The organism is Synechococcales cyanobacterium T60_A2020_003 (assembly GCA_015272205.1).
Lineage (GTDB): Bacteria > Cyanobacteriota > Cyanobacteriia > RECH01 > RECH01 > JACYMB01.
In genome coordinates this window covers 1-3,307 of record JACYMB010000146.1, presented here as the reverse complement: position 1 = coordinate 3,307, position 3,307 = coordinate 1, and the positions used below count along the sequence as shown (strand labels likewise).

5 protein-coding genes are annotated in these 3,307 nt (G+C 50.6%); all 5 read left to right on the top strand.

All coding sequences use genetic code 11. The features are described 5' to 3' along the window. Window positions 1-558 (top strand): HEAT repeat domain-containing protein (locus tag IGR76_07885; protein ID MBF2078429.1); only part of this gene is annotated, 558 nt, incomplete at its 5' end. Between the two features lie 150 nt (window positions 559-708). After that, window positions 709-1,023 (top strand): YbjQ family protein, encoded by a 315-nt coding sequence (locus IGR76_07880; GenBank protein ID MBF2078428.1) that lies wholly within the window; start codon window positions 709-711, stop codon window positions 1,021-1,023. Window positions 1,024-1,025: 2 nt separating this feature from the next. Further along, window positions 1,026-1,466, top strand: a complete 441-nt coding sequence (locus IGR76_07875) for a heavy metal-binding domain-containing protein (protein MBF2078427.1) — start codon at window positions 1,026-1,028, stop codon at window positions 1,464-1,466. Window positions 1,467-1,517: 51 nt separating this feature from the next. Beyond that, complete coding sequence (gene ureE, locus IGR76_07870; GenBank protein MBF2078426.1) at window positions 1,518-1,952, top strand: urease accessory protein UreE; 435 nt, start codon at window positions 1,518-1,520, stop codon at window positions 1,950-1,952. Between the two features lie 251 nt (window positions 1,953-2,203). Continuing rightward, window positions 2,204-2,581, top strand: coding sequence for a rhodanese-like domain-containing protein (locus IGR76_07865; GenBank protein MBF2078425.1), 378 nt, complete (start codon window positions 2,204-2,206; stop codon window positions 2,579-2,581). Window positions 2,582-3,307 lie beyond the last annotated feature (726 nt).

Genomic DNA, 3,307 nt, shown 5'->3' with positions numbered 1-3,307 from the left:
GGCTCCAAAGCCGAAAAAACAAAGGAAGACGAAGCCTTGGCTTTGCTAAAGCAGGTGTTGGAAACGCGGCAAGGCTGGAACGAGATGGTTCGTAGTGGGGCGATCGCCGGACTCAGCCAGATGAAAACATCGGAAGCCGCACTGAATGTGATTCTCACCTATACGGCATTGGGAACTCCCCAACCGTTGCGGCTGGCAGCGATCCGCGCCCTTGGTGCAATTTCCACAGGACAATCCAAGCCGCAAGTGCAGCGCATTTTGGATCGCTTGGATGAACTCTCCGGTGAGACGTTTTTCTTAACACAGGTTGCGGTGGTCTCAGCCCTAGGCACTATGGAAACACCAAAGGCGATCGCTGTGCTGCAGTCTCTTGCAGACCATACGCCCGATGGACGGGTACGCCGCCGCGCCGAAGAAGCCATTCAGAAGGTGCGTCAATCTATCGAACCGGATGAAGCCATGAAAAAGCTTCAGGAGGAGCTGGATCAGATTAAAAAAGACAATCAAGAGCTGCGTAGTCGCTTAGAGGAATTGGAAGCGAAGTCAAAGCCTGCCTAGGGGCTGCGATCACCAGGTGGACGGGGGCAGTGTAGGGGAAACCCTTGACTGCTCCATGCGGTCTGGGAAACCGTAACAGTTTAGAAACTATTTCGCCGCAGACCTGAGCAAACTCACTAGAATGGGGCATAGTTTTGAATACTTAAATCTATGCTCTTAACTACGCTTGAAAGTGTTCCGGGACGAAAAACGGTGCGGCATTTGGGTTTGGTGCAGGGCAGTACGGTTCGTGCGAAAAACGTGGGTAAAGATATTCTGGCGGGATTCAAAAATATTGTGGGGGGCGAGCTGAAAGGATACACCGAGCTTTTGCAAGAGGCACGCCAAGAAGCCACCAATCGCATGATTCAAGACGCAACCAAGATGGGAGCCAATGCGATTGTGAATATTCGCTTTGGGACATCTTCTATTGCCCAGGGGGCGGCGGAGCTATTTGCCTACGGAACGGCGGTGGTGGTGGAGTAGGTATGGAAGGTCTAATCGTTTTTCTAGGATTGTTGCTGATCGGCTATGTTGTGGGGACTCAGACAGAGAAATCGCACGTTCGCGATATTGAACAGCGAGAACAAAAGGTTCGTCATGTTCCGGTGTATAACCTGTCTAATTGCGAATTGGTTCCGCCTGCCCAGACATCGACGATGGTTGTTGGAAGTGTCGTCATATCAAGTGATTACTTCAAAACAGTGATGGCGTCGTTGCTGAGTTTAATAGGTGGGCGCATTTCCGTCTATGAAGGTCTATTAGAGCGAGGGCGGCGAGAGGCTCTGCTGCGAATGAAAGAAGAGGCGATCGCCTGGGGAGCCAGCCAAGTCCTCAACGTCCGCATTGAAAGCGCCAGTCTTAATGGTGATACCAGTAATGGATTGATGGCGATCGAAGTGATGGCCTATGGCACTGGAATTCGCTAAGGCGGTGATAGAGTACAAACGGCTGTCTAAATTTCTAATGACAATCGCTCTGTGATTACACTGACTGAAAAATTGCCTCCTAACCCTGATCTTCCCGTTGATTACACGCTCTTACTCACCGCCGAGGAACGGGTGCGATCGCGCCATTGCTTTCAAGCGGACAATGGTGATGATTTGTATTTCAACCTGCCTAGAGGCACCGTCCTGCGAGATGGCGATATGTTGCGATCGCCCACGGGCGTGCAAGTGCGAGTACAGGCGAAACCCGAACCCGTGCTAGTGGTGACCAGTACCGATCCGTTTCGGCTCCTGCGGGCGGCCTACCATTTAGGCAATCGCCATGTCTCGTTAGAACTGCATCCCACCTATCTGCAACTATCCCCCGATCCGGTACTGGCGGATATGCTTCAGCATTTGGGGGTTGAAATTGCTCAGGCGATGCGTCCGTTCCAGCCAGAAGCGGGCGCGTACCATCACCACCATTAACAGTCTGTTGCAACGATAGCAATACGATAGCAATTAGGAATCGCGTTCCCGACCATTCAATCTGGGTTCAAGATGGCGAGCCCTCGTGCTGTGCCTCGAATAAAACACGGAATACCATAGACAATCATCAATCTTTTTGGGCAAATATGAAGTCAAGTTAGTCAAGACTTCGTAGCATAACTTTGCGAACTTTAACTGAACTTGGTAGATTACAGAGGAGTAATCAACGTTCCTTTTCACCCAATACCACTATGGAAAAAGTCTTCGGCATAGTTCCTATGCCTCCTAGTTTGCAAAAGAAGTCCCGTGTGTACGACCTAAAAGCACGATTGGACTGGGGAGAGCCAGCCCTCACCATTATTGACGTGCGTGATCGCCAGCAGTTCAACCTTGCTCATATTATGGGAGCCATCTCGATGCCCATGGCTGAGCTAGTTGAGCGGGTTTGCCAAAGCTTTGAGATGACGCGCGATATCTATGTGTATGGCGAAACGGACGAAGAGTCTGCTGCTGCTGCTGAACAGCTTCGTTCTGCTGGATTTGTGAACGTATCGGAGTTGCGTGGTGGTCTGGCGGCTTGGAAAGCGGTCGATTACCCCATTGAGTCTACAACGGCGATCGCAGCATAGTTTCGCTCTGACCGGAAGCGTTCGACAAGGCGGTCATTAGAAACTCACGTGTGCGGGAGGAGTATGCAGTACGACCTCCCGCATATTTTTGTCCAGGGTCGGGATTGCCTTTTATAGCGCTAGCCATATCGGTTAGGACATTTTGGTGGGGCGGCGAAGACGCCCCACCAAAATGTCCATGTCCTAAGCTAGCTGGCAACAGCTATAGAAACCCAGACGGATAAAGGTAATATTTTGTGAACCGCTACGATAAGCAAGCGATAGATAGAGGCTGATTTGGGTCTATAGAACTCTACATATGGCGATCGCAACTGCAATATTCGATTCATGCATAGAAGCTATCCTTAAAGCGCATAGAACAGATAGGTTTTCAAGGCTGCTTCTCGTTAAGCTAAGAGTAGCGAGTCAGCCATCGGGTTGAGATGAATTTTGGCGTTGCTGAACAGAAGTATGATTTTTCGTGTTCAAGCCTTTTTCAGCCCTCACCCTAGACCTCTCCTCGGGGAGAGGGAACAAGCGTTTTAGCGCTGTTCTCCTGCGGGAGAAGGGTTGGGGATGAGGTCAATTCATAGCCGCATTCAGCAACGCCTGAATTGTTAAGCTACGTTCATGCTTGGTTTAAAAAACACCGAAGTATCCGCTTCTGCGTTTTAGCTTTTAGACGGGAAGCCCCGCGATGTACCTGAAAGGTCAGCGTCGGGATGAGAGGCGCGTGAGTTGAGGTAC